At 44.9% G+C, this 24,557-nt stretch carries 24 protein-coding genes and 1 riboswitch; of the genes, 18 read left to right on the top strand and 6 right to left on the bottom strand.

Annotated elements, in window-relative coordinates; genetic code table 11:
• Nucleotides 1-22: 22 nt before the first annotated feature.
• Complete coding sequence (locus NHN17_RS14665) at nt 23-2,392, bottom strand: Lon protease family protein (protein WP_255043317.1); 2,370 nt, start codon at nt 2,390-2,392, stop codon at nt 23-25.
• Between the two features lie 249 nt (nt 2,393-2,641).
• Between NHN17_RS14665 and NHN17_RS14660 the strand changes: the two genes are divergently transcribed.
• Nucleotides 2,642-3,166 carry an RNA methyltransferase gene (locus tag NHN17_RS14660; protein WP_255043316.1) on the top strand — a complete coding sequence of 175 codons (525 nt, stop codon included), beginning with the start codon at nt 2,642-2,644 and terminating at the stop codon, nt 3,164-3,166.
• Between the two features lie 88 nt (nt 3,167-3,254).
• Here NHN17_RS14660 and NHN17_RS14655 read toward each other — a convergent pair whose 3' ends face one another.
• Nucleotides 3,255-3,977, bottom strand: coding sequence for a hypothetical protein (locus NHN17_RS14655; protein ID WP_255043315.1), 723 nt, complete (start codon nt 3,975-3,977; stop codon nt 3,255-3,257).
• 291 nt (nt 3,978-4,268) lie between these two features.
• On the bottom strand, nt 4,269-5,027 hold the full coding sequence (locus NHN17_RS14650) for a DeoR/GlpR family DNA-binding transcription regulator (protein WP_255043314.1): 759 nt from the start codon (nt 5,025-5,027) through the stop codon (nt 4,269-4,271).
• 292 nt (nt 5,028-5,319) lie between these two features.
• Between NHN17_RS14650 and ltnD the strand changes: the two genes are divergently transcribed.
• The 5 genes from ltnD (at nt 5,320) to NHN17_RS14625 (ending at nt 10,479) form a co-directional block, all read left to right on the top strand.
• The gene (gene ltnD / locus NHN17_RS14645; protein ID WP_255043313.1) at nt 5,320-6,225 is read left to right on the top strand and encodes an L-threonate dehydrogenase; all 906 of its coding nucleotides are present in this window, start codon (nt 5,320-5,322) and stop codon (nt 6,223-6,225) included.
• Between the two features lie 2 nt (nt 6,226-6,227).
• A complete protein-coding gene (otnK, locus tag NHN17_RS14640; protein WP_255043312.1) occupies nt 6,228-7,487 on the top strand; it encodes a 3-oxo-tetronate kinase in 1,260 nt (419 codons plus the stop codon).
• Nucleotides 7,480-8,112, top strand: a complete 633-nt coding sequence (gene otnC, locus NHN17_RS14635; protein ID WP_255043311.1) for a 3-oxo-tetronate 4-phosphate decarboxylase — start codon at nt 7,480-7,482, stop codon at nt 8,110-8,112. The genes otnK and otnC overlap by 8 nt, the downstream gene beginning before the upstream one ends.
• Nucleotides 8,112-8,888 (top strand): 2-oxo-tetronate isomerase, encoded by a 777-nt coding sequence (gene otnI / locus NHN17_RS14630; protein ID WP_255043310.1) that lies wholly within the window; start codon nt 8,112-8,114, stop codon nt 8,886-8,888. The genes otnC and otnI overlap by 1 nt, the downstream gene beginning before the upstream one ends.
• Before the next feature lie 136 nt (nt 8,889-9,024).
• Entirely contained in the window at nt 9,025-10,479 is a 1,455-nt protein-coding gene (locus tag NHN17_RS14625) for a GntP family permease (RefSeq protein WP_255043309.1), read from the top strand.
• 109 nt (nt 10,480-10,588) lie between these two features.
• Here the strand turns inward: NHN17_RS14625 and NHN17_RS14620 are convergent, their stop codons facing one another.
• Nucleotides 10,589-10,993 (bottom strand): hypothetical protein, encoded by a 405-nt coding sequence (locus tag NHN17_RS14620; RefSeq protein ID WP_255043308.1) that lies wholly within the window; start codon nt 10,991-10,993, stop codon nt 10,589-10,591.
• 268 nt (nt 10,994-11,261) lie between these two features.
• Nucleotides 11,262-11,326: riboswitch (Fluoride riboswitch) on the top strand.
• Nucleotides 11,327-11,456: 130 nt separating this feature from the next.
• Here NHN17_RS14620 and NHN17_RS14615 point away from each other — a divergent pair.
• Both NHN17_RS14615 and NHN17_RS14610 read left to right on the top strand, forming a co-directional pair.
• Entirely contained in the window at nt 11,457-12,149 is a 693-nt protein-coding gene (locus NHN17_RS14615; RefSeq protein WP_255043307.1) for an iron-sulfur cluster assembly scaffold protein, read from the top strand.
• Nucleotides 12,150-12,241: 92 nt separating this feature from the next.
• Nucleotides 12,242-13,255: a GGGtGRT protein gene (locus tag NHN17_RS14610; RefSeq protein WP_255043306.1), complete on the top strand. Its 1,014-nt coding sequence runs from the start codon at nt 12,242-12,244 to the stop codon at nt 13,253-13,255.
• A 68-nt stretch (nt 13,256-13,323) separates the two neighbouring features.
• Here the strand turns inward: NHN17_RS14610 and NHN17_RS14605 are convergent, their stop codons facing one another.
• Complete coding sequence (locus tag NHN17_RS14605) at nt 13,324-14,175, bottom strand: GNAT family N-acetyltransferase (protein WP_255043305.1); 852 nt, start codon at nt 14,173-14,175, stop codon at nt 13,324-13,326.
• Nucleotides 14,176-14,469: 294 nt separating this feature from the next.
• Between NHN17_RS14605 and NHN17_RS14600 the strand changes: the two genes are divergently transcribed.
• The 5 genes from NHN17_RS14600 to NHN17_RS14580 all read left to right on the top strand — a co-directional run bounded on the left by NHN17_RS14600 (nt 14,470) and on the right by NHN17_RS14580 (nt 18,639).
• On the top strand, nt 14,470-14,760 hold the full coding sequence (locus tag NHN17_RS14600) for a putative quinol monooxygenase (RefSeq protein ID WP_255043304.1): 291 nt from the start codon (nt 14,470-14,472) through the stop codon (nt 14,758-14,760).
• A gap of 606 nt (nt 14,761-15,366) precedes the next feature.
• Complete coding sequence (locus tag NHN17_RS14595) at nt 15,367-16,200, top strand: phosphate ABC transporter substrate-binding protein (RefSeq protein WP_255043303.1); 834 nt, start codon at nt 15,367-15,369, stop codon at nt 16,198-16,200.
• 3 nt (nt 16,201-16,203) lie between these two features.
• Nucleotides 16,204-17,070 (top strand): PstC family ABC transporter permease, encoded by an 867-nt coding sequence (locus NHN17_RS14590; protein ID WP_255043302.1) that lies wholly within the window; start codon nt 16,204-16,206, stop codon nt 17,068-17,070.
• Entirely contained in the window at nt 17,067-17,927 is an 861-nt protein-coding gene (locus NHN17_RS14585) for a PstA family ABC transporter permease (protein WP_255043301.1), read from the top strand. The genes NHN17_RS14590 and NHN17_RS14585 overlap by 4 nt, the downstream gene beginning before the upstream one ends.
• 1 nt (nt 17,928) lies before the next feature.
• A complete protein-coding gene (locus tag NHN17_RS14580; RefSeq protein ID WP_255043300.1) occupies nt 17,929-18,639 on the top strand; it encodes a phosphate ABC transporter ATP-binding protein in 711 nt (236 codons plus the stop codon).
• Between the two features lie 173 nt (nt 18,640-18,812).
• Here the strand turns inward: NHN17_RS14580 and NHN17_RS14575 are convergent, their stop codons facing one another.
• Nucleotides 18,813-19,700: a PA4780 family RIO1-like protein kinase gene (locus NHN17_RS14575; protein WP_255043299.1), complete on the bottom strand. Its 888-nt coding sequence runs from the start codon at nt 19,698-19,700 to the stop codon at nt 18,813-18,815.
• 271 nt (nt 19,701-19,971) lie between these two features.
• Here NHN17_RS14575 and NHN17_RS14570 point away from each other — a divergent pair, with 271 nt between their 5' ends.
• The 5 genes from NHN17_RS14570 to NHN17_RS14550 all read left to right on the top strand — a co-directional run bounded on the left by NHN17_RS14570 (nt 19,972) and on the right by NHN17_RS14550 (nt 24,492).
• A complete protein-coding gene (locus NHN17_RS14570; protein WP_255043298.1) occupies nt 19,972-20,691 on the top strand; it encodes an HAD family hydrolase in 720 nt (239 codons plus the stop codon).
• Nucleotides 20,692-20,907: 216 nt separating this feature from the next.
• Nucleotides 20,908-21,444 carry a cytochrome b gene (locus NHN17_RS14565; RefSeq protein ID WP_255043296.1) on the top strand — a complete coding sequence of 179 codons (537 nt, stop codon included), beginning with the start codon at nt 20,908-20,910 and terminating at the stop codon, nt 21,442-21,444.
• A complete protein-coding gene (locus tag NHN17_RS14560; RefSeq protein ID WP_255043295.1) occupies nt 21,445-22,014 on the top strand; it encodes a YceI family protein in 570 nt (189 codons plus the stop codon).
• A gap of 170 nt (nt 22,015-22,184) precedes the next feature.
• A complete protein-coding gene (locus tag NHN17_RS14555) occupies nt 22,185-22,967 on the top strand; it encodes a DUF2076 domain-containing protein (RefSeq protein WP_255043294.1) in 783 nt (260 codons plus the stop codon).
• A 796-nt stretch (nt 22,968-23,763) separates the two neighbouring features.
• A complete protein-coding gene (locus NHN17_RS14550; protein WP_373689568.1) occupies nt 23,764-24,492 on the top strand; it encodes a phospholipase D-like domain-containing protein in 729 nt (242 codons plus the stop codon).
• Nucleotides 24,493-24,557 lie beyond the last annotated feature (65 nt).

Genomic DNA, 24,557 nt, shown 5'->3' with positions numbered 1-24,557 from the left:
TTTGACAATAGCTAATAACTCGCTACCTTAAAGCATTGAGCTTTAGCTGCGCTTGACCCAATATGCTGTCGACAGGATAGGTACCATCCAAACCTGCTTGACCGGCAGCCTGTCCCATCAATATTTCAATCGCTTCTGTCACATGGCGAATTGCCCAGATTTTGAAATCACCTTTTTCAACAGCCTCGACAATATCTTTTCGCAACATCAAATTATGAACATTGGACTGAGGAATAATTACACCTTGATTTGGCGCTCTTCCTTTGATGCCACAAACATCAAAGAAACCCTCAATTTTCTCATTCACCCCCCCGATTGGCTGAGCTGCACCAAACTGATTCATTGAACCGGTAATGGCCACATCCTGACGGAGTGGGGTTTGTGAGAAAGCCGACACAATGGCACACAGTTCCGCCATTGATGCGCTATCGCCATCAACGCCACCGTAAGACTGTTCGAACGTCAGGTGCGTAGTGAGTGGGATCCGCTTATTACGTCCAAACACCGATGCCAGATACGCCGATAAAATCATCACCCCTTTTGAATGAATTCGGCCACCAAGATCAACACTGCGCTCAATATCAAACACGCCACCATCCCCATAAGATGTCGTCGCAGTGATCCGGTTCGGCGAACCAAACTGGTAATCCGAGGTTGAAATCACCGACAAAGCATTGACCTGTCCAACCGCTTCACCATCAGTGTCGATCAGTGTTGTGCCGTTGGTGAATGTCTGCATCACATGATCTTTAAGTCGGCTGACCCGCATCTCTTGATTGCTCAAAGCCAATTCAACATGATTTGCTCTGATCATAGTGGCATTAGATGACTTCGCGACGTAATTGGACTCGCGCAGCAAATTAGCAATGTCGGCCGAATGCAACGACAGTTTGTTCTGATCATCTGCTTGGCGAGAGCTGTATTCGATGATCCGGCCAATGGCTTTACGGTCACAATGCAACATCTTGTTATCGTTGACGATGCTGGAAATGAACTTGGCGTATTGCGCTTCCGATTCATCGGTACGGTTCATTTCATCTTCAAAGTCAGCTGTAACACGGAACAATTCGCTAAATTCAGGATCATAATGCTGGAGCAGCTGGTATGTTTGGTAGTCACCAAACAAAATGAGCTTAACATGAAGCGGGATCGGCTCAGGATCGAGTGAGATCGTTCCTGATAGCGTCACTTCTTTTTCCAAAGAACTCACGCTCAGCTTGCGAGACCGCAACGCACGCTTCAGTCCGTCCCACACATAAGGTCGCTCAAGGACTTTAACCGCATCCATCAACAGCACACCGCCATTGGCACGGTGTAAGCTACCAGGACGGATCAGCGAGAAGTCAGTAAATACCGTACCTTTATAAGTGGCATTTTCTACATAACCAAATATCGAGTGATAGTTCGGGCTTTCCTCTACCACGATAGGGAACTTGGAATCATCTTGGTTTACTAACACATTGACTTGATAGCGGCGTGGCATTTTTTTATCCAACGCAGCATAGGCAAGGGCAACCTGCTCTTCACTTTCCTCCAAGAAAATATCGAGATTTTCAAGAATATCAGCCTGCATTGCTTTCAGGTAAGCGATAACTTCAGGCAAAGGCTTATATTCTTTCATAAGTGCCTTTATAAAGTGTGATACCACATCGAGTGCCACTTCTTCGTTAAGCTTTTGGATCTTTTCGGAAAACTCTTCTTCCAGTTCAGTTAGCTGACGAACAATATTGCGTAGCTTTCGCTCCAGTTCATTGATCGTATCTTCAAAGCCCACCTGCTCTTCTTCTGTCAGCTGAGCAAATGTTTCTTCGGTATGAGGCTCTTCGCCATTTAAAGCAACAAGTTGGTACTCACCGGTGGTTGTGACGGACAAACTGACACTGTGATCTTTCGCCTCTTGGGTCAGTGTCAATAATGCACTCTCTTGCTTCTCAGTCAGCTGGTTTTTGAGCTTTTCCGAGCGGCTGTAATACATTTCATTATCGAAAGCCAAAGGCAACGCCTTGACCAAACGCGTCATCAACTTTTCGATATCTTTTTTGAATGCATGACCGCTCCCCGCTGGCAATTTAAGTACCTTAGGAATACGGGCTTCCTCGAAATTAGCAACGTAACACCAATCATAAAGTGCGTTACCGTTACCATTAGGGTCATGACGGTTGAGATAGCGCAGCACCATCGTACGCTTACCAAGGCCATTACGGCCAATGGCATAGATGTTATACCCTTTCTCCTTGATCGACATGGCAAATTCCACGGCCTTCTGGGCGCGTTCTTGACCAACAATCTCATCAAGTGGGGTAAGATTTTTCGTCGACTTACAATCTTCAGGCAAGCCATTTAGCTCTGAGGCGCGATACAGTTTATCACTGCTTAGCGGTTGAATAGTCATATGGCTCCCTCCATAAACAATCAGTTACATCCAGTGTAGACAGTAAATTATTATGATTTAGTGACTTAGCCTACGTTTACTACTGCTAAGCCATACTAAAAGGTATCGTTTGCTGTATTTATGTACAAAAACCTTACGATATAGAGTGTTTTTACTAATCACTGGAAACAGCTAAATAAGCCCAACTACCCCTCATTCAGCCTCTCTGTTAATATACCGCGCTTAATATAAGGTCAGCGGAAATCACCAATGAAAAACACCCGAGTCAGTATTGGACTAAGTAACCCTAAAAGCCCAACAAATGTTGGTGCAGTAATGCGCGCAGCAGGCTGTTATCGTGTCGACTCAGTATCATATACCGGCCAGCGTTACGATAAGGCAGCAAAGTTTCAAACGGACACAAAAAGCGTGTCGAGTAAAATTCCGCTGACAAACGTGCAATCACTGCTTGATGATCTCCCTTCCGATACCCAAATAGTCTGTGTCGAACTTGCAGAAGGTGCCATTGCTTTGCCTGCATTCAAACACCCTGATAATGCTTTATATGTGTTTGGCCCAGAAGATGGCACTATTGCGCAAGAAGTTGTTGATAAAGCACACGCGGTTGTATATGTACCAACTGTAGGCTGTATGAACCTTGCTGCAACGGTTAACGTGTTACTTTATGATCGTTTGGCAAAAGCTGAGGATGTAATTATGGGTGATGAGCTTATCCGTAAGAGTCGCGACAACAAGAATAACCTCGTTGTCAAAACACCTAACACCGCTCAATAAACCCATAACAAGATATGGCCAGCTTACGTTTATACCTCCAAAGCTGGCCTTTATATCCCCTTTATACCCAAGATTGTTTAGGTATATGCTACTGACCGAGTTTTTCTATAATCTTCCTTACTTTTTCGACATTATTTTCATAAGCAGCAATTGCGTTGATGACGGTGAGGCAATCTGTAGTTAAATTTGACTGATTCTTTTCTATGACGGTGTTATAGATCGATTGAGGAAAGTCATCGGAAGTCCCTTGTGGCGCCATATATGTCACTACTGAGTCTTGGTAATTACGATGATATTTCAAACATGGCCAGCTTATGGCTTCAACCGCTGCGCTCGCTATGCCACATTGCCACTCTTCACGTACTTCTTCTGGAGATTGTTCGAAGTGCATCTCGTCAGGACCTCCGGTATCTAACCATCTCTGAACAGATGCCAAATAATGTTGATGATCATAATCCTGTATCAACTCTACCACCGTCGTCGAAGAATATGAGAAACAAACACTCAACATATACAGTTCTGACAACGACATAGCGTTAAGCGCTAATAGAGCCTTACTATAGGCGGCATCGTGAAGCGTTTTTTCAACACTTTCTCTTTGCTTTTCTTCCTGCTTTCTCTTTTCTTTCAAGCATTGAATACGTTTTTTCCCACTATCAATAAGTTGCAGCGCTTGTTGTAACAACTCAATTTCAGATGAAGAATACAATTCAACGAGATCCACTAAAACGACATCTTTAATGGTGTTAGAAGCCGTGGTCACTTTAGCCTGTTTACTTTTCAAGGCTCTGCTATTCGCAAAATCAAGCATAATGATCCCCTCAAAATCGATACATTGATGCTAACGCATCTATACAGTTAGGATGATTAAAAAGTGAATGAAAACAATCGACAATAAATAGCTGGGGTGGAAAAGAAGAGAGAATACTATCAGTATAGACAATGGCTTAAATATGTTAGTGACATGCGTCTTGTTTATATAAAAAGCCATCAGTTCCAGCCTGATGGCAACCTGCCTATCAGCGGCTAATTACCTAGAAAACCAAAGGTATAAGAAATTATTGCATCCCTTTTAACTACAGGGATGCAAATAAAACACCCGTTAAACAACATCAACAGTAATACCACGCTCATTGAAATCATCAATACAGCTTGTGGGAAAATCACTGTCGGTAATCACTTTGTCAAAACATTCAATATCAATAGCGTGGAATGTTGCCACTTTGCCGTATTTAGAAGAGTCGCTAACGAGATAACTTTGTTGCGACGAAGCAATAATGGCTTTTTTCACCAATACCTTTTCTTCACTTGGCGTTGAGATCCCGCGTTGGTTCCAAGAAGACGTAGAAACAAATGCCAAATCAATGTTCATCTCTCGCAGTATATGAGTCGCTTGTTGCCCGACACACGATTGATTCCCCTTATCCACCTTGCCGCCAGTATGGTAGATACTGCACTCGGCATGGTTCATCAGGTAGTAAGCAATAGCAAAATCATTGGTGATCACTAATAGATCATCTCGATGATTTAACTGATGGGCTATTTCTAACGTCGTGGTACCCGCATCGAGATAAATCGTCATGTTCGGCTTAATTAACTGTGACGCATAAAAGCCAATGTCGGCCTTTTCATTTCTGTGCTGGTTTATCTTTACATCATGTGAAAGTTCACTGTGAATGCTCTCTGTCAACTGGACGCCACCTGACACTGACATTACTCGTCCATCAGACTCTAACTTGGCAATATCACGACGGATCGTCATGTGTGATACATCAAGTTGGCGAGTCAATTCACTGATGCTGATGACTGCCTGATTTCCCAACAAAGAGAGGATAGTTCGCTGTCGTTCTGCCGGAATCATAATGCTTCTTCTATATAGTTAGCTTACACGCATCTTAGCACCACTCGGCCACCTCTGTGAATAAATGTGAGCATTTGATAAAACATCACTTTATTATTCCCATATTTTTCAGATTATTAACTAATCCACCTTTAATTCACTCAAAATCCAACCAAATATTCACATCGACAATTCACACTATTTATCATATTCACTGTTAAAAAGTGTGAAGTCACGTCTTCACCTTTCCAAAAAAGCATCATACAATCACAAACACGAACAGAAATTCACAAAAATTAACACGGAGAGGCAAATGGAAAGTCCACAAGTACAATCAGTTGCTGTCATTGGATTAGGGTCTATGGGCATGGGAGCTGCAAAATCATGTATTCGTGCAGGCCTTGATACATACGGTATCGATCTAAGCACCGACGCACTAAAAGAACTCGAACAAGCCGGTGCAAAAGGTGTTTCACACAACTGTGCTGACTTCGCCCAAGTACTCGATGCAGTCTTGCTATTAGTTGTGAATGCCCGCCAAGCCAAGGCGGTACTCTTTGATAACCAACTTGCAGAACAACTCAGGCCCGGCACTGCAGTAATGGTATCTGCCACTATTTCAGCAGAAGATGCAAAAACCATTGAAGCAGGTCTGCAACAGTGTCAGCTCATCATGCTTGATGCGCCAGTTTCAGGCGGTGCAGCAAAAGCCAACATCGGTGAAATGACTATCATGGCTTCGGGCTCAGAAGCCGCGTTTACCAAGCTCAAACCAGTACTCGATGCAACAGCTGGTAAGGTTTACAACATTGGCACTGAGATCGGCTTGGGTGCCACAGTGAAGATCATCCACCAGCTACTTGCCGGTGTTCACATCGCTGCTGGCGCTGAAGCCATGGCACTGGCCGCCCGGGCCAATATCCCATTGGATTTAATGTATGAGGTAGTAACCAATGCAGCGGGGAACTCCTGGATGTTCGAAAACCGTATGAAGCATGTTGTTGACGGTGACTACACACCAGCATCTATGGTCGATATCTTTGTTAAAGATCTTAATTTGGTCTCCGATACCGCCAAAGATCTGAAATTTCCACTACCTCTTGCCTCGACAGCACTGAATATGTTCACCAGTGCCAGCAATGCAGGTTTCGGCCAAGAAGATGACAGCGCCGTAATCAAGATTTTCGATGGCATCGAACTGCCGAAGAAGGAGCAATAATCATGCTACTAGGAGTTATCGCCGACGATTTTACCGGTGCAACGGACATTGCAGGATTTCTGGTTGAAAATGGCATGCGAACCATACAGCTAAATGGTGTACCAGAAACCAGCCTAGACATCGAAGCCGATGCGGTTGTGATCAGTTTAAAGTCACGATCTTGTCCGGAACACGAAGCTATCGACACCTCTGTTGCGGCTCTGAACTGGTTACAACAGCAAGGCTGCCAGCAGTTCTACTTTAAATATTGTTCGACTTTCGACAGTACAGCAAAAGGCAATATTGGCCCAGTTACTGATGCGTTGCTTGATGCACTAAACGAAGATTTCACCATCGTCTGTCCTGCCCTACCGGTTAACGGACGCACTGTCTTCAACGGTCACCTGTTTGTAATGGGCGAGCTACTATCTGATTCAGGTATGCGCAATCACCCAGTTACCCCAATGACTGATTCAAGCCTTGTTCGCTTAATGGATGCTCAATCCCAAGGCGCGACTGGCTTAGTGAACTACCAAACTATCGAACAAGGTGCTCAGCCTGTTACCGAACGTTTTTCAACCCTAATCCAAAAAGGTAAGCGTTACGCCGTTGTCGATGCTTTCAACCAATCGCATCTTGAAACGTTGGGAGAAGCTGCAAAATCACTCAAGTTAATCACTGGTGGTTCAGGCCTTGCTTCCGGCATTGCTAAAAACTGGACGGAACATTTGAGCGATCAATCATCGGCCAAAGAAGCAGGAAAGCCACAACAAGCTAAAACTGTCGTTCTATCCGGTTCATGTTCAGTGATGACCAACAAGCAAGTTGCTAGCTATGCTGCTAAAGCACCGCACTTAGCACTAGATGTCAAAGCCTGTCTTGAGCAGGAAAACTACTGCGAATCAGCCTTTCAGTGGGTACTAAAGAACCTAGATGCAGATTTCGCCCCTATGGTTTACGCCACCGCAGAACCTGAAGTGCTCAAAGCGATCCAAACCCAATACGGAGCTCAGGCATCAAGCCATGCTGTTGAGCAGTTCTTTAGCCAGTTAGCCCACCAACTTAAAGAAAATGGCGTGCAGAACTTTATTGTGGCCGGCGGGGAAACATCAGGAGTTGTCACACAAAGCCTTGGGGTAAAAGGCTTCCATATCGGCCCTCAGATTGCACCGGGTGTGCCTTGGGTGAAAGCCATCGACAGCACGCTATCACTGGCACTGAAATCAGGCAACTTTGGTGACGTTAATTTCTTTGAAACGGCACAAGGGTTCTACCATGACTGAACAACAACTCAGAGAGCAGATGGTAACGCTTGCTCGTTCGATGTTCGAACGAGGTTACGCCACTGGCGGTGCAGGTAACCTCTCTCTCAAACTGCCAAGTGGATACTTCCTGGCCACACCAACCGGCTCTTCATTTGGCCGACTAGATGCTGAACGTTTATCGGTAGTTGATATTGATGGCAACCACATTTCAGGTGACCGCCCATCAAAAGAAGTGGCGTTCCATTTGGCAATTTACCGTAACAACCATAAGTGCAATGCAATAGTACATTTGCATTCAACTTACTTGACGGCACTGTCGTGTTTGGAAGGGCTAGATACCAACAATGCGATTAAGCCATTTACCCCTTACTTCGTCATGCGTATCGGTGAATTACCGGTTATCCCATACCTTCGCCCAGGCGATCCGCGCATTGCCGAAGAGTTGGCAAAACGCGCCGCAGATTACCGCGCCTTCTTGCTAGCAAACCACGGCCCAGTCATCACAGGAACGGACCTCATTGATGCTGTAGACAATGCAGAGGAACTAGAGGAAACCGCAAAACTGGCATTAATGCTTGATGGCAAATCAATTCGATACCTTAGCAAAGAAGAAATCACAGACCTACAAGGGAGAGGCAAGTAATGGCTAAATTCGCAGCAAATCTCACCATGCTTTTTACCGAAGTACCTTTTTTAGAGCGCTTCGAACACGCTCATCGTGCTGGCTTCAAAGCCGTGGAATACCTATTCCCTTACGCCTATGACGCAGAAGTGTTGGCTAGTGAGTTGAAGAAATATAGCTTCGAACAAGCACTCTTCAATATGCCTCCGGGGGACTGGGATGCTGGTGAACGAGGCTTTGCCGCTATTCCGGGTCGTGAAGATGAGTTCCGTGCCAGTGTCGATACAGCCCTTAACTATGCCCTTACTTTGAGCTGCAAAAAAGTGCACGCAATGTCAGGAATAGTTGATAGCAACTTCAGCTACCAACAACACGTCGACACATTCATCAGTAACATCCGCTTTGCGGCTGATGTATTTGCCCAACACGGTATTGAGCTGATGATTGAGCCCCTGAATGATCGTGATATGCCAAGCTACTTCATTTCACACCAGCGTGATGCAGTAGAGCTTATCAAGCAAGTTGATCGCCCTAATGTAAAACTGCAGCTCGACCTCTACCACGCCCAGATAATGGACGGTGATCTAAGCGTACTTATTCGCGATTTAGCTGACTACACCGGCCATGTCCAAATAGCTTCAGTACCTAATCGCCATGAGCCAACTGAAGGAGAGTTAAATTACTCGCACCTGTTCAATGTGCTGGATGAATCTGGCTACACCGGATGGATCGGGTGCGAGTATAACCCTAAAAATGGTACTAAAGCTGGCCTGCAATGGGTTCAGCCTTACCTATAAATATAACTATAAAATTTTATTGAAATTAGAACTGAGTAACACAGTTAGTAGCATCTATTACCCAGATGCCAATTTGAAAACCTTATAATCCACGTGAAATAGAACCTGCACAGCAGGCAATTAAAAGGAATGACAAATGGATGGAGCAATTATAGGCATTATTGTTGGTATAACCGCAATGATGGTCATGATAATCAAGACCCGTATCCCTGTCGCACTGGCGATGGTACTTGCATGTTTAATTATGGGCCTATTTGCAGGTATGGCCCCCACAGAACTGGTTAACGCCATTAAATCAGGCTTCGGTGGCGTTTTGGGCGGGATCGGCCTTATTATCGCTTTCGGTGTGATCATGGGTGCATGTTTCGAAAAATCAGGCGCTGCTGTACGAATGGCAAAAACTTTCGTCAAGATCTGTGGTAAAGGACGTGAAGATCTCGCACTTGGCTTTACCGGCGTACTTGTGGCGATACCTGTTTTTTGTGACTCTGCTTATGTGCTGCTACATTCCCTGGTTCGTGCTATCTCACGCAACACCGGTAAATCTTCAGTTGGCTTGGGTGTGACGCTGGCATTGGGTCTACTTATCACTCACGCACTAGTACCACCAACACCGGGTCCAGTTGCGGTATCGGGGATCCTTGGTGTCGACCTTGGCGTATACATGCTATGGGGCTTGGCTGTATCAATCCCGATGATGATGTTGTCACTGATCTACATCCGTAAAGTGGGTAAAGAATATTATCGTGTACCAAACGGCGAGAGCTGGATCACCAACGAAGCTGACTGGGCAAACCTAGAAAACGTTAAAGAGACCAAAGACGAAGAACTACCTAGCAACTTCTTGTCATTTGGCCCAATCCTAGTACCAATCGCGCTAATTCTTACTAACACCTTGATTGGCGAAGGCAGCAGCAACTTCCACACATTCCTTGAGCTCGTAGGTAACCCTGTTGTTGCAGTGGGTATCGGTGTACTGATGGCACTTTACGGCCTAACAACACAAATCGACCGTAAAGAGATGATTCGCTCAATGGATGATGCCCTATCAACAACTGGTCTGATCCTTGTCGTAACAGGTTGTGGTGGCGCAATGGGTGCGGTTCTAAAAGCATCTGGTGCTGGCCCACAGGTAGCTGAAGTGATTGCAAGCAGTGGTATTCCACCGCTACTTGTTCCACTAGCCATCGCTTCTATGCTACGTCTTATCCAAGGTTCGGCAACGGCATCAATGATGGTAGCAGCAACAATGACATTACCTCTGGTTGAAGCTCTTGGCCTTGACCCTGTTTTTGTCGCACTCGCGTGTGCCGTTGGCCCTGTTGGCTTCTCGCATCTCAACGATTCATACTTCCACATCATCAGTCGTACCCTGGGTATTACTGAGCTATCTGATCAATTGAAAATCTGGAGCTTGACCTCAACCATCGCTTGGGCAATCGGTGCAAGCATCATTATGACGCTGAACCTGTTATTCGGTAAAGGCGGCACACTGATCGACCCAATCATCCCGCTTGCTGTACTCGGTGCTATCGTCGCTTGGATGAAAACACGCAAACTAGATGCGCCAAATAAAATAGCAACTTCATAACACTATGTAATTTAACCAACCCAATAAATAAAGACCACAGTTAAATTGACCCCCAATAATTGGTGTCCAACTATTGGGGGTCAATTCATTTACAGGGCTCTTACTATATTTATCTTGGCTTAGCCACATACTCATAGTCATCACCACGTCGCTTGTAGTAATGGTTATCGATAATCGCATAAGTGGCACCAGCGATGACTGCAAACGTAGCAATTTCCGGAAGGCGGCTACGATGGTAATGGCGGTGCTTAGGGCGCTTATGTACGACCACAACTTTCTTATGCTTTTTGGGCTTTTTCTTCACAACCACAACATGTTTTTTATGGTGGTTATGTTTATGGTGATGATGTCCGTGCTTGTGCCCATGCTTGTGCCCTTTCGCTTCCGCCACGCTTGGTGTGGCTAAGCCAAATGACATAATCGCTACAGCAACCATACCGGTAACGATTGATTTTTTCCAAGGCCTTACCGACACTGCCGATTGCTTTGATTCCGCTCTAAATTGTAGTTTCATGGTTATACTCCACTCTTTTATGGCGCTAGATTACCTCCCCGACTGAAAAGTAATGTTCGATTTCTGTAAAATTACGTCAGGGCAAATGGAAAGAGCCATGAAATGATTAATGACTTTAATTAAGTAATTGATCTGTAGATAAACACTGAAATATCCACTTACATTTCACTTTTACCATAAACGATTACCAAAAATGAAAAATAGGATTATCAATTCAGATCGTTCAATTTTCCATCAAAGGCGTATAGTTACCTCATCAACGAGTTACTCGTTGGTGGGAGATGATGCTCCTCCTTTAACCGCCCCATAGGGGATGATGACGTCTAACAACAACGGCAATGAATGGCCGAGGACCTAAGTGACACTTCGCTTTGCGCAGTGCCTAGCCCTATGTTGTTAGTGTTTATCACTGCTCCCCCCATTCTTTGCTCAAGCGTTCAATCGTTAGTAGTGAGCAAACAAGATGCAATATTCAACTGAAGTTCAGAACATGTGTCCAATTCAAAAAGGGCCACAGCACACATCATCACCTATTCCTGTTGAAGGTCGCTGGGTTAACCCCAAAGATGTCATCGCAATTTCTGGCGTCAGCCATGGCGTTGGTACCTGTGCTCCTCAACAAGGCGCTGCCAAACTCACCCTCAATGTCAAAGATGGCATCATCGAAGAAGTACTAATAGAAACAATTGGCTGTTCAGGTATGACTCATTCAGCGGCAATGGCCTCTGAATTGATCACCGGAAAAACCATTCTTGAGGCGCTCAATACAGACTTGGTATGTGACGCAATCAACGTCGCGATGCGTGAGATTTTCTTGCAGTACGTGTATGGCCGAACCCAAACCGCTTTCTCATTAGACGGTTTGCCAATTGGCGCTGGGCTTGAAGATCTAGGAAAGGGTCTACGAAGCCAAATCGGTACCCATTATGGTACCCGAGCCAAAGGTCCACGCTATATGGAACTGGCCGAAGGCTACGTTACCCAGCTTGCACTGGATGAAAACGATGAAATCATCGGTTATAGCTTTGTTAACCTTGGAAAAATGATGGAGTCCATCGGTAAGGGAACTCCTGCCGAAGAGGCAATGCAATTAGCTACAGGTCAATATGGCCGTTGTGATGAGGCGATCAAAACTATTGACCCTCGCCATCAATAGTTGCTGACACTGTATTAAATCAAGAGTGACAGTGTCACTAAATATGTTAAGCCAACTCACTCACAAACCAATAAATCCCTGAGGACATCAATATGGCTGCTTTATTTGAAAACTATGATCGCCGCATCAACCAAATCCAGCCTCTACTTAACCAGTACGGATTCAATTCATTAGAGGACGCTTTTAGCTTCTGTAAAGAACATAAAGTAAACCCATACGACATCGTCAAGGACACCCAACCCATCGTGTTTGAAAATGCCGCTTGGGCCTATGTCCTAGGTGCAGCCGTCGCACTTAAAGAAGAAAGCAAGAATGCCGCTCAAGCAGCAGAACTTATAGGGGAAGGCCTTCAAGCATTCTGTATTCCAGGCTCAGTGGCGGATCAACGCCAAGTCGGTTTGGGGCATGGAAAACTTGCCGCTCGGCTTCTGAGCGAACAAACACAATGTTTTTGTTTTCTTGCTGGCCATGAATCTTATGCCGCAGCTGAAGGGGCTATCAAAATCGCCCTCAATGCCAACAAAGTCCGTCAACAGCCTCTTAGGGTGATCTTAAATGGCTTGGGCAAAGACGCGGCGTATTTAATCTCTCGTATTAATGGTTTTAACTACGTCCAAACCCAGTATGACTACGACACAGGATCACTCAATATTGTCTCTGAACGTCGTTTCTCTCACGGGCCACGCGGTGAGATCAATTGCTATGGTGCCGATGATGTACAAGAAGGCGTCGCTATCATGCACTATGAAAAAGTGGATATTTCTATTACGGGCAACTCTACCAACCCAACACGTTTCCAGCACCCTGTCGCCGGTACATATAAGAAAGAACGACTAGAGCAAAGCCAGCCTTATTTCTCTGTCGCTTCTGGTGGCGGCACTGGCCGTACTCTGCATCCCGATAATGTCGCGGCAGGTCCTGCATCGTATGGTATGACAGACACCATGGGCAGAATGCACAGCGATGCGCAGTTTGCTGGTTCATCTTCCGTGCCAGCTCACGTTGAGATGATGGGGTTGATCGGCATGGGTAACAACCCTATGGTCGGCGCTACTGTCGCGGTTGCAGTTGCTATTGAGCAAGCAATGCATTCATCAGATCAGTAATCAAACAGCCTATTCACATAGAACAATTTGCCCAGCCTTGTATTTATCACTACAACTGGGCAAATAACTTAACCAAGCTCAAACGTTGTTACCCCGTATGTACGACTCACCGAAATGGCGGGAATGTCACCCGTGTACATCCGTGCAGTAGTAAACACTGGCTCCATATTATATTTCTCAGCTAATGCGACACCCGGCAAGTTAACTTCCGGTACATCGAGGTAAATATTATCACTCGGTGATGCTTTGGCTCTCAAAGCGAGGAAGAGCTCCTCAGCCAATAATGCATCATTAGCAAACAATGGGCCTATTTTAAAACCATTGCGGCATGGCCGGATCACACCATACCCAACCAACCTGCCCGACTGCTTAATACCCAATGCAGATGAACCGGTTTGTTTTATCCAGTGTTGTAAAAATCGCTGTCTATCAGCAGGAAAAAAGGCGTGGTCATAGTCCAAGACTTCATTCAAAGGCAGTTCACACAAGTCAACCAAGCCAATACCCTCCGGCTTAGCGCCTCCACCGCTACCTTCAAAACGAATATTGCCATAAGCGAGCTTAAAACCAGATTGTTTATAATTTCCTTGCTGTTCGACGACACCATCTAACCCAACATTACAACCTTTCAGATAAGCTAAACCGGCTTCCCATAACTTGAAGCCATAACCTTTGCCTCGATAGTCAGGCTTAACGATGTAGAAGCCTAAAAAGCCGTAACTGTCGTCATATTTAACCACTGAAATCGACGCGATAGGCTCATCACCTAGATACCCCACCAAAAAACCCGTTGGGTCCGCTGTATAAAATGATTCAATATCGTGAAGCCCTGGATTCCAGCCTTCTGCAGCAGCCCAATCAATTGCCAATGCTAAATCCTGCTTTGACATTACTTTGATGTTGTATTTTTTGTCAGTCATCACAGCCCCTCATACATCTCATCTACATTTCACAAAGTTAGGCTAAGAGTAGATTGTTTTTTGTCTTGGACGCCGCATTAAAGCCCTTTATTGCCACCTTACTCGCAACATTATTCCGCTCGCTCATCTCGATAGCATAAACCTAGCCTTCATTCTCAATTATTATTTGAAAATAAATCAAAAGCAGAGCTGTTTTCAGAAGCCTAATGTCCATCTAATATTCACTACATCAACACGGTATAGCCAAACACAGCTATCAATAAAACAAACACAGTTTCGAATAGAGGAAGACACATGACCAAGCTAACTATCGTTGCCAACATTATTGCTAAAGAAGACAAAATTGACCTTGTAAAAGCAGAGTTGTTGAAGCTTATTGATATCACACGTGCCGAAGAAGGTTGCATCAACTACGACCTTCATCAAGACAACACGAACCCAGCCCACTTCCTGTTTTTTGAAAACTGGACATCTCGAGAATTATGGCAACAGCATATGGGTAATCAACACCTTACTGATTACATGGCAGCAACTGATGGCTGCATAGAACAATTTATCCTCAGCGAAATGTCTCAAATCGCTTAACCCGATTAAAAGACTTTTAGTCACCATTGGTACTTGCGCCAATGGTGACTAATGCGCTGCTGCGCAAATGCTTATTGAATACCAGTCCATTCTCTGAAATATTGGGGGCGATTCGTATGAATACCCGTTGTTGGAACAAACGTTAGAACGCTCCACGACTATGTTGATTCAATGCCGTTTCATCACGAGTTATCACTCAATTTCGCCATAGCGATATATTGACTTGCTTGAAATCAACAAGAACGTCGATTTTATTCCCCCCCTTCCCAATTTAGACAAACCTCTCAATCTGTACCCCTCCGCTTTTTTATACTTACCTCTTTACTTACATGGATGATGACAGATGGACTTGTTTTAAAAACACCCAAACTGAAGCATTACATCAAGTTCATTAAACCTCTGAGATTAGTTCCGGAAATCATGAAGTGATCCACCGTCACCAATCACTCCCCACCATAAAATTGTGATTTAAATCAAATAGTAATGTCAAAATTCGTTTGTGGTACATATTGTTTTGTCTGATTGGTCAGCGTAGTCTACGTATTCGGCATCGGATTCATCCGTAATGCTTTCCCTGTGCTTCCGTTTCAATAAAAAGGAGATTTTATGCGACTCAAACCTGGTTTCAGCAAGCTACTTCTTTGTGGCCTGTGTTTTGCCTCAACGTTCACACAAGCTTCTGATCTCGATAGATTCGAAGGGCTTTCCGGAACAATCAATATCGCCGGAGGAACCGCGCATATTCCCGTAATGAAACAAGCAGCCAAGGCTGTTATGCAGAGCAACAGTGAGATCCGTATAACAATTGCCGGTGGGGGCTCCGGTGTAGGTGCCCAGCAAGCGGCAAAAGGGCTGGCTGATATCGGAAACACGGGTCGGCCGCTGAAACCCAGTGAAGTAAATCTCGGACTAATTTCTTTTCCCTTCGCTATCGACGGTGTCGCTATTATCATCAACCCATCAAACCCAATTCAGGCACTAACCCAGCAACAGGTGGCCGATATCTATGCGGGAAAAATCACCAACTGGCAAGAGCTTGGTGGAAATGACCGCATTATCAACACATTTACCCGAGATGAGGCCAGTGGCACCCGCGCCATCTTTGTAGACAAACTGCTGCACAACTCACCGATAGTCAATCACGCCAATGTCGTACCGTCTAATGGCGCAATGAAAACAGCCATCGCACGCGATCCTGGTGCCGTTGGCTACAGCAGTGTCGGGTATATAGATGACATGGTTAAAGCGCCAGCGCTAGACAATGTGCAGCCAACTAATGAAGCTTGTGAATCAGGAGAATACCCTGTTGTGCGCCGGCTTTACATGAATACCAAAGGCCAGCCTCAAGGGCTAGTTCGAGAACTCATTGATTATATCTACAGCCCACAAGGGGCTGAATTTATCCGAGCGTCTGGATATATCCCAGTAAGAAATAACTAATCCATGAGATCCCTGATCACGACAGAGCGGATACTCATGGTACTTGTTGCCATCGTCTTTGTATTCATGATGTTGCTATTTGGCTTTTTGTTCTGGTTCGCCTTGCCTGTATTCTTTAATACAGATACACAGGTTTTATCGCTGAACTGGCGGCCAGAACAAGGGCAATATGGCATTTCATCGATGATCATCGGTTCCGGGATGCTCGGTTTAATGGCATTAACATTGGCCTTCCCTATTGCGGTTGGTATCACGGGGTTCTGTCTGCTCAGCCGTTATCGAAAAATAGCTATTTGGATCCGACGTATTATCCGACTGATGGCCGGGATCCCGACAGTTGTGTATGGTATTTCCGCTGTATTTTTACTTGTACCATTAATACGAGAAACCTTTCGAAGTGGCTCTGGTTTTAGCCTACTCGCCGCTGCAATCATGGTTGTACTATTAATTTTACCCGTTATGGTCATGATGTTAGACACCCACTGCCGTCCACTAGAGAATCAGATCCGCCTAACATCGGCCTCGATGGGCTTTACCGATACACAAACAATTTTATATATCATCTTGCCCAATACGACAAAAGCAATGGCCTCTGCTGCGTTGCTGGGCTTTAACCGAGCAATTGGTGATACCCTGCTTCCACTAATGCTGGCCGGAAATGCCCCGCAACTGACTACCGGCGTATTTGACTCAATTCGCACCTTGACCGCTCATATTGGCCTCGTACTCGCGACTGAAAATGGCAGCGCTGCTTATAACTCGCTTTTCGCTGCTGGCTTAGTATTACTCGCGATCAGTGTCACTGTTACGTTACTGATCAGAAAAATGGAACACGCGCAGATCCAAGCACATACAGGTGACGCAAAATGAAGGCACGGATATTTCACTTCTGGTGCCTTATTTGTACCATCGGAACGCTGCTATGCCTGAGTTTTTTCATTGGATTTATTGTCATCCGTGGTGCCCCAGCCCTCAGTCTTTCACTTTTCTTTGGCGATGCTGACCCTATTCAAGGGATGCTTGGACTTGAACCAATATGGGACGGGATCTGGCCAGCTTGCATCGGCACAATGACAGTTGTTGCTAGCGCCTTATCTCTCGCACTTTTACCCGGGCTAGCAACCGGGATTTGGCTGGCAACCAGTACGAGTTCACGGTTCAAAACGATCCTGGCGCTTAGCATTGATATCTTGGCTGGTATTCCGTCAATTCTGATGGGGCTGTTCGGCTTTACCTTAATCTTATTTCTACGTAACTGGTTACTTCCTTCAGCCAATACCTGCTTAGTGTTATCAGGAGTATGCCTCGCGATGCTAATTATTCCCTACTTAGCAGTCGCAACCCGTACGGCTCTACAAGCCTTACCCCCATCACTTGAAATAACGGCTCTCTCGCTTGGTATGTCACGCTGGCAAACTTTGCGTGTTGTATTGCTGCCGCAAGCTGCGAAAGGCATCATCGGGGGGGTTATGCTTGCGACGGGAAGAGCCGCTGAAGACACTGCGGTTATCATGCTGACAGGTGCGGTTGCTAACGCAGGATTGCCCGGGGGGATATTTGAACGTTATGAAGCGCTGCCATTTACCATATTCTATTACAGCGCCCAGTATCAAAGCGATTCAGAACTCCAAATGGCCTTTGGTGCTGCCCTCACTCTTTTGTGCCTCACCGCTACCATTTTTTCAGTGGCCGGCCTTTTACAGCGTAAACCGTCATGGAGAATTTAGTATGACGTTAAAACAGTCGTCCCAATTGGCCGGTAAAGTATCTAATCTCACCATATCATTTGGTTCCCAGCCCGTTATCTCAGACGTGAGCGTCAACTTTTATAAAAATAAAATCCATGTACTTACCGGTACATCAGGCTCAGGCAAGACAACTTTTTTACGGGCACTCAATCGACTCAATGACTGTTTTGAAGATTGCCAAACACAAGGGAAAATAGAGCTGTTACTAGACGGAAAAACGCGGCCTGTTCATGCTATTCCCTCCCAAGGGCTACCGGAATTACGACGGAAAGTAGGCATGGTTTTTCAGCACCCACAGTTATTACCCGGCACGATTAAAGAGAACTTACTACTACCGCTTAACGTTGTCTGTGGCTTAAAAGGACAGGCTGCACAGCAAAAACTGTATACTGCCCTCAACCATGCCGCACTCTGGGATGACGTTAAAGATCGCCTTAACATGCCAGCTCACTCTCTTTCTGGCGGGCAACAACAGCGTCTTTGTCTGGCCCGTACACTGGTACTTGATCCCGAAATTTTACTGCTTGATGAACCGACTGCCTCACTGGATCCTGAAACCGCCGATCATATCGAGGCGCTTATTATTCAACTGGCTACACGGTATACCATCGTGATGGTCTCCCATTCAGTACCGCAAACACAAAAGCTGGCTGATCACATCAGCTGTTTTGAAGGTGGAAGAATTGTATGACCGATTTAAATAATTTAACTTAATGCATAACAATGTAAGCATATCGGCTCAAGTCAGAATAGGACAAGACCGTGTCAGCCAAGATCGGCTGACACAGAGATGAAAACGTTTTGTGTGAGATTTCGAAGCTAAAAACAAAATAGACATTTGAACCAACATCAACACAAACTTTGTTAGCTCTCAGCCCAGTTAAACTTACTTTCGTCTACACCTTCTTTGGCTTCTTTAATGCGCTCCCTTCTATATCGCTCTTCGTCGCGGGCTGCATCAATTTCTTGCATTATGGTTGCAATGTCAGCTTCAGTGTCACTCTCTTCAAAGTTCCCTGTTAACTCCGTTTCAGGAGTTAAATCGCCTTTCTCAAACAGAGCCCAAATTTCCTTGGCATACTCAGTATTTTGCAACTCGGGAGCAAACTGGCTGTAATAATCACGTATATTGTTGATATCACGTGCCAACATCCACTCTGCATTGTTATTGGCGGAGGCGTCTACCGCTTGTGGTAAATCGATGATCACAGGACCTTTTTCATCTACCAGTACATTAAACTCAGACAGGTCACCATGAATTAGACCAACGCATAGCATTTTAACCACGTAGGTCATCATAGTTTGATGATCTTCACGCGCTTGCTCTGCTGACATAACCACATCATTCAGCCTTGGAGCCACATAACCTTCCTCGTCGGTGACCAACTCCATCAGCAGTACACCGTCAAAGCAGCCAAATGGTTCGGGAACCCGGACTCCTGCAGCCGCGAGCTTGTACAAAGCATCGACTTCTGCGCTTTGCCACACTTTTTCCTGCTGCTCACGGCCAAAACCAGAACCTTTCTCCATGGCTCGTGCTCGACGACTATTACGCACCTTGCGACCTTCTCGATAGGCTGCTGCTTTCTTAAAGCTACGTTGAGTTGTCTCTTTGTACACCTTAGCGCAACGGATCGTATCACCACAGCGTACTATGTACACTGAAGCCTCTTTGCCACTCATTAATTGGCTTGTCACCTCGTCAACTAAACCATCGTCAACTAAAGGCTGTATTCTCTTCGGTATTTTCATGGCATTGTTATACCCTAGTTAGCCAAGAGATGTAATACCAACCAAGCAAATTGAATATCCACTTCATAGTAAATGAGACATCTTCATATATTCTCCCTAGCAATAACGCTTTTTGACATACATTCCTTCTAAACGAGATATATACAAAACCTGACTTAAAAAGTACACGGAGTTGAAAACTAGCTGTCATAACCCTTGAATAATCTCTATCGAAACTGAGCGAATGCCAGTAGATAATGATTTAAACAAATAATGATAATAGGAAAGAAGTTTGACAACCATTAACTCTGTAACCAATAGCCCTGCAACTAACGTCATGCCTTACCTTGCTATTTTCGATCTTGATGAGACGCTGATTGCGGCTGATTCTGCCAGTCTATGGAGTGCTTACCTTGTCGAAAAAGGTGTTGCCCCTTCGACACTTCTGGTTGAAGAAAAACAAATGATGCAAGCGTATGCCAAAGGCAAGATGGACATGGAATCCTACATGCAGGCAACACTTAAGCCAATGATCGGTATGGATGACTCAGCCATTTCGGTGTTGGTGGACGAATTTATTAAACACCATATCAAACCTGCGCTTTACCAAGATGCCATAAGCCGAATTCAGTGGCACAAACGCCGAGGTGATAAGATTTTGGTGATTTCGGCCACTGGTGAGCACTTGGTAAAACCGATTGCTGACATGCTAGGCGCCGACGATGCCATTGCAATCAATCTGGAACAGGTTGATGGTAAGTTCACAGGAAAAACAACAGGTACGCTCAGTTACCAATATGGAAAGGTGATCAGGATGAAAGCTTGGCTTGACGAACAAGATACCGCCTTCAAAGGCAGCTATGGATACAGCGACTCTATCAACGACTTGCCTTTACTTGATGCCGTCGATCGCCCTTTTGCTGTAAACCCTGATCCCGCTCTAGCATTGCATGCGCAAATGAACGAGTGGACAATTATGGACTGGCGTCACGATAACAACATTCTTCGCTGATTTCCTGCTTTTGAAGCCATTGGCTTATTTCTTGTCAATGGCTTAATCACCTATCTGATTACTACCCTCATCCCCTTATCCCCTTATCCCTCGACAGTACTCCCCCCTCTCTCGCATGTTATTCAAATAAATTGATGTTGTTGTTCAACTGTTAGTACTTATGTTCCTGACAGTGGTGTCTACAATATCATTATAAGTAACATAGAGTAGGCAAAAATGAACCAGGAAAGAAAAACATATGATGGCTTATCCATCTTCATTCACTGGCTGACAGCAGTTACCGTTATTGGCTTGTTTGCCGTTGGGCTATGGATGGTTGATCTTAATTACTATTCGCAGTGGTACAAGCCTGTCCCCCACTGGCATAAGTCTGTTGGGATCTGCCTCGCGGCTTTGACTCTTTTCAGACTGGTGTGGAAACACATAAAGAAGCAGCCTTCCATGGAAGGTGAGGCATGGGAGATCGCTGCGGCTAAAATTGCTCACAGCCTGATATATCTTTTACTGCTCAGTCTTTTTATTTCAGGTTATCTCATTTCCACCGCAGATGGTCGCGTCATCGACGTTTTTGATTGGTTCGCCGTACCTGCTTTGGGCGAACTGTTTCCTAACCAAGCTGACATTGCTGGTGAGGTACACTACTACCTCGCCTTCACGCTAATCGGGCTCGCCAGCCTACATGCCCTTGCGGCACTTAAACATCACTTTATTAATAAAGACAACACTCTAAAAAAAATGTTGGGAGTAAAGTAAATGAAAAAGCACATCATCGCCATGGGACTTATGGCTGCGGCATCAGTTTCTGGGTTTGTAAATGCAGCGGACTACGCCATCGACACCAAAGGTGCCCATGCATCAATCAACTTCAAAGTCGAACACCTTGGCTACAGCTTTATCAAAGGGCGTTTTAATACCTTTGACGGCACGTTTAGTTATGACCCACAAAATTTGTCTGCATCAAAAGTGATGGTTAATGTTGATACGACCAGCCTTGATAGTAACCATGCAGAGCGTGACAAGCACCTACGCAGCGAAGACTTCATCGACGCCGGTAAGTTTTCTACCGCGACTTTTACCTCAACCAAAGTTGAACCAAAAGGCAACGGTGAAATGACGATCTTTGGTGATTTGACCCTACATGGCCAAACCAAACCATTAGCGATTGATGCGAAATTCATCGGTGAAGGTGAAGACCCATGGGGTGGCTACCGTGCAGGCTTTACGGGAACAACACGCATTGAATTAGCTGATTTTGGTATCCAGGTTATGGGCTCATCGAGCTACGCAGATATCGAACTGCATGTAGAAGGTGTTCGCCAATAAAAGTGTAATGTCAGTTAAATGCAAAATCCGGCTACTTGCCGGATTTTTTGTATAAAAGTCAATCAACCAGCAATAACATTTACCTATGGTTACAGATTGAAACAGGAACCATAGGCTAGGATGAAGGTCATAAAAAGCATAATAATGTGCTACTCAATGAGAAGGTAATCATGACCCCACAAGAAAAAGAGTTGATTCAGAATGTCGCCAACAAGCTCAAGCAAAGCCCAAACAAATCTAAAGACACAGATGCAGAAAGCTTGATCAACAATGAAATTGGCTCTCAGGATGATGCTATCTACAAGCTTACCCAAGCTGTTCTTGTGCAAGAGATGGCGCTAAAAGAGCTCAAGCAAAAGAATGAATACCTTGAAAAATGTGTCGCTCACCACAAAACGGAAGCAAACCGTGGCACATTAAGCAAAATGATGGGGGGTAACCGCCCTGCCCCTCAACCGCCTCAACCAACTCATCAACCAAGTGCTTTTGGTAGCTTTATGCAAACTGCCGCAAGCGTAGCGGTTGGTCTGGTTGCAGGCAATATGATCAGCAACATGCTATTCAATAATGATGACCCAGCAGCTGAGACCATGGCAGCTACTGACCCTGCGGCAGAAGATGCAGCTACGGATGACATGCTTTCAGAAAACACACTAGCCAACTCTGGAGCAAAAGAAAACAGCGGTAGTTTCTTAGATGACTCATCAAGCTTTGCCTCAGACTATACAGGCAATTCCGGCGGTTTTGGCACTGATGGATTAGGTGGTAGTGACCTTGGTGGTAGTGGCTTTGGCGATGCAGGTTTCGGTAATGACGGCTTTGAGAACAGTGGTTTTGATAACAATGGTTTTGAAAATACGGGACTCGATGACACATTAGCCAACAATGGCTTTGGCAGCGATGATAGCTTCTTTGGCGGTAGCGACGACTTTGATTTTGGTGGTGACGAATAACCGCGCCACCCATTATTTAGGGCACTTAATCGTGCCCTACCTCTTAGCCTCGTTCATCTTTCGGTGTATCCATCACCACCATAGTCGAGATAGAATTAACTTGAGGGATCTCAACAGCCAACAACAATGAAGCGGTTTAATTATAGAGTGGCCTGTTTGCTACTAGCATCATTGTTTCAAGTAGTGTAATGATATACAGAAAAGAAAAGCCTCCGCTGATCGGAGGCTATTAAGGATTATTTCTTCGCTTTTGCATTATCTAGAATTTCTTTAATACGTTTGTTTGATACTCGTTTAGCCATAACATTAACTCCTTTTAAAATTACATACCACGGTCTAAATCATCACCTATCACTGTTGTTACTCTTTTGTGAATTAAAGGCTTAGTTCCAATATACCCAACATGATATGCAATGAAACACCTTTGAAGCACCATACTCTAACCCTTCATTACGATAAAAAAGAGAGTTGCTCCGCACGAAGGGGGATTTAAAGTGAAATATAGAAAAAAACGCATAATCATCAAATAAAAGCATCAAATAGTATTAAATTATTGAAGTTTACATCAAAGTATCTTTTTGTGATCAATAGCTCATAACAGCATTCATCTACCGCCTTGAGTGACCGTCAGTAGAACACTCTGGAATCATCGCCAATCGCTTTTTAATCAACCAATATCGTTTGTAACGCTTTTTCACTGATCCTACTATGTTCAAAAATCAATAGTATTTGTCAACGAAGCTTACGCCGCTTAAAATCTCGAATAATATTTAGAAAGGAGTCTGACTGAAAAGTTATGGCATATCTGTTGATTTTTGTTCGTTATTTAGCTGTTATATTAGGCTTACTCTCTTTTTGGGGCTGCTCATCCCTACCCGAAGCTGATAAATTCCCCAGCTACACAATACCTTTCGACGCCCAAACACAACTTGCTAGCCAGGCACTCCCGTACATAAACAAACACCCAAAACTGACAGGCTTTTATCCGCTGGGCGATGGTCAAGAAGCATTTTTAGCGCGCTTGGCGCTTATTTATGGCGCCGAACACAGTCTAGACCTGCAGTACTACATTTATCGCGATGACAATACCAGTTCGCTCATGACCTATGCCTTATACCAAGCTGCAGAGCGCGGTGTTCGTGTCCGGATTTTACTTGACGACATGCAGTCACGTAACGATGAGTCAATGGCGCAACTTGCAAGCCACCCAAACATCGACATTCGCCTGTTTAATCCATTTGCAGAACGCTCTGCTCGTATATTTGGTTTTATCAGTGATTTTGATCGTGTTAATCGTCGAATGCACAACAAGGCTCTCATTGCTGATAACGCTTTTGTCATCACAGGCGGACGGAATATTGGCGACGAGTATTTTGCGGCTAACACTTCGGTGGATTTTGGTGATTTCGATATACTGATGCTTGGAGAGTCCGTGCCAGAAATTTCCGTACAGTTTGACCTATATTGGAATAGCAAGCCATCTACTGCGTATTCCGCTGATTCCGGACACCCATTCCGCGTTTAACCGGACGCCCTTTTCCCCAAGCTTTTCTCTACCCCTATTTTTACTCTACCTGTCCGGTTTGCGCT

It is taken from the genome of Photobacterium pectinilyticum, assembly GCF_024357955.1.
Lineage (GTDB): Bacteria > Pseudomonadota > Gammaproteobacteria > Enterobacterales > Vibrionaceae > Photobacterium > Photobacterium pectinilyticum.
The sequence above is the reverse complement of the archived record's forward strand: the minus strand, read 5'-3'. Positions and strand labels throughout refer to the sequence as shown.

What these genes read in the sequence shown, in the direction of transcription:
- NHN17_RS14580 (WP_255043300.1), top strand. Translation starts at nt 17,929, where the DNA reads ATGACGTTAAAACAGTCGTCCCAATTGGCCGGTAAAGTATCTAATCTC.
- NHN17_RS14590 (WP_255043302.1), top strand. Translation starts at nt 16,204, where the DNA reads ATGAGATCCCTGATCACGACAGAGCGGATACTCATGGTACTTGTTGCC.
- NHN17_RS14565 (WP_255043296.1), top strand. Translation starts at nt 20,908, where the DNA reads ATGAACCAGGAAAGAAAAACATATGATGGCTTATCCATCTTCATTCAC.
- NHN17_RS14605 (WP_255043305.1), bottom strand. Translation starts at nt 14,175, where the DNA reads ATGACTGACAAAAAATACAACATCAAAGTAATGTCAAAGCAGGATTTA.
- NHN17_RS14615 (WP_255043307.1), top strand. Translation starts at nt 11,457, where the DNA reads ATGCAATATTCAACTGAAGTTCAGAACATGTGTCCAATTCAAAAAGGG.
- ltnD (WP_255043313.1), top strand. Translation starts at nt 5,320, where the DNA reads ATGGAAAGTCCACAAGTACAATCAGTTGCTGTCATTGGATTAGGGTCT.
- NHN17_RS14555 (WP_255043294.1), top strand. Translation starts at nt 22,185, where the DNA reads ATGACCCCACAAGAAAAAGAGTTGATTCAGAATGTCGCCAACAAGCTC.
- NHN17_RS14595 (WP_255043303.1), top strand. Translation starts at nt 15,367, where the DNA reads ATGCGACTCAAACCTGGTTTCAGCAAGCTACTTCTTTGTGGCCTGTGT.
- NHN17_RS14665 (WP_255043317.1), bottom strand. Translation starts at nt 2,392, where the DNA reads ATGACTATTCAACCGCTAAGCAGTGATAAACTGTATCGCGCCTCAGAG.
- NHN17_RS14625 (WP_255043309.1), top strand. Translation starts at nt 9,025, where the DNA reads ATGGATGGAGCAATTATAGGCATTATTGTTGGTATAACCGCAATGATG.
- NHN17_RS14610 (WP_255043306.1), top strand. Translation starts at nt 12,242, where the DNA reads ATGGCTGCTTTATTTGAAAACTATGATCGCCGCATCAACCAAATCCAG.
- NHN17_RS14620 (WP_255043308.1), bottom strand. Translation starts at nt 10,993, where the DNA reads ATGAAACTACAATTTAGAGCGGAATCAAAGCAATCGGCAGTGTCGGTA.
- otnK (WP_255043312.1), top strand. Translation starts at nt 6,228, where the DNA reads ATGCTACTAGGAGTTATCGCCGACGATTTTACCGGTGCAACGGACATT.
- otnI (WP_255043310.1), top strand. Translation starts at nt 8,112, where the DNA reads ATGGCTAAATTCGCAGCAAATCTCACCATGCTTTTTACCGAAGTACCT.
- NHN17_RS14550 (WP_373689568.1), top strand. Translation starts at nt 23,764, where the DNA reads ATGGCATATCTGTTGATTTTTGTTCGTTATTTAGCTGTTATATTAGGC.
- otnC (WP_255043311.1), top strand. Translation starts at nt 7,480, where the DNA reads ATGACTGAACAACAACTCAGAGAGCAGATGGTAACGCTTGCTCGTTCG.
- NHN17_RS14660 (WP_255043316.1), top strand. Translation starts at nt 2,642, where the DNA reads ATGAAAAACACCCGAGTCAGTATTGGACTAAGTAACCCTAAAAGCCCA.
- NHN17_RS14585 (WP_255043301.1), top strand. Translation starts at nt 17,067, where the DNA reads ATGAAGGCACGGATATTTCACTTCTGGTGCCTTATTTGTACCATCGGA.
- NHN17_RS14600 (WP_255043304.1), top strand. Translation starts at nt 14,470, where the DNA reads ATGACCAAGCTAACTATCGTTGCCAACATTATTGCTAAAGAAGACAAA.
- NHN17_RS14650 (WP_255043314.1), bottom strand. Translation starts at nt 5,027, where the DNA reads ATGATTCCGGCAGAACGACAGCGAACTATCCTCTCTTTGTTGGGAAAT.
- NHN17_RS14575 (WP_255043299.1), bottom strand. Translation starts at nt 19,700, where the DNA reads ATGAAAATACCGAAGAGAATACAGCCTTTAGTTGACGATGGTTTAGTT.
- NHN17_RS14655 (WP_255043315.1), bottom strand. Translation starts at nt 3,977, where the DNA reads ATGCTTGATTTTGCGAATAGCAGAGCCTTGAAAAGTAAACAGGCTAAA.
- NHN17_RS14560 (WP_255043295.1), top strand. Translation starts at nt 21,445, where the DNA reads ATGAAAAAGCACATCATCGCCATGGGACTTATGGCTGCGGCATCAGTT.